The sequence below is a fragment of the Xanthomonas sp. SHU 308 genome, assembly GCF_000364645.1.
GTDB classification, from domain to species: domain Bacteria; phylum Pseudomonadota; class Gammaproteobacteria; order Xanthomonadales; family Xanthomonadaceae; genus Xanthomonas_A; species Xanthomonas_A sontii.
In genome coordinates, this window is record NZ_AQOK01000557.1 from 1 (window position 1) to 637 (window position 637).

2 protein-coding genes are annotated in these 637 nt (G+C 64.1%); both read right to left on the bottom strand.

Annotation, left to right across the window (positions count from 1 at the left end):
• Positions 1 to 35: 35 nt before the first annotated feature.
• A complete protein-coding gene (atpE, locus tag D588_RS0116425; RefSeq protein ID WP_010340497.1) occupies positions 36 to 335 on the bottom strand; it encodes a F0F1 ATP synthase subunit C in 300 nt (99 codons plus the stop codon).
• Between the two features lie 77 nt (positions 336 to 412).
• A partial coding sequence (locus D588_RS25085; protein WP_043085450.1) for a F0F1 ATP synthase subunit A occupies positions 413 to 637 on the bottom strand: 225 nt, incomplete at its 5' end.

The following is a 637-nucleotide window of genomic DNA, read 5'->3' on the forward strand; positions in this document are numbered from 1 at the left end:
CCCGCCGATGGCGACCGCACGCCGGTACGACGGGATCAACCGCCCTGCGGCAGACGCGCGACGAACTCGCCGATCATCGGGTTGGCGAACGCGAACAGCAGGCCGACCGCGACGCTGATGATGAACGCGGCGTCGATCAGGCCGGCGGTGATGAACATGCGGACCTGCAGCACCGGGATCAGTTCCGGCTGGCGCGCGGCCGATTCCAGGAACTTGCCGGCCATGATGGCCAGACCGAGGCCGGCGCCCAGCGCGGCCAGGCCGATCATGATGCCGACGGCGAGGACGGTGGAGCTCTGGACTTGGGCGAGGTTGGTCAGGACGGCGAAGTACATGGTTTTCTCCAGGAACAAAGTTGCTTGAGGATGGTGAATCGAACGAAGGGTTGCTTAGAACGCGTGAAACAGAAACGTCAGTGGCTGTCTTCCGCCAGGCTCAGGTACACGATGGACAGCATCATGAAAATGAACGCCTGCAGCGGAATCACCAGCAGGTGGAACAGCATCCAGCCGAAGCCGAACGCGCCGCCGGCCAGCGCACCGAGGATGCCGGCACCGCCCAGCACCCAGATCAGCAGGAACACGATCTCGCCGCCGAACATGTTGCCGAACAGTCGCATCGCCAGCGACACCGGCTT

What these genes read in the sequence shown, in the direction of transcription:
- atpE (WP_010340497.1), bottom strand. Translation starts at nt 335, where the DNA reads ATGTACTTCGCCGTCCTGACCAACCTCGCCCAAGTCCAGAGCTCCACC.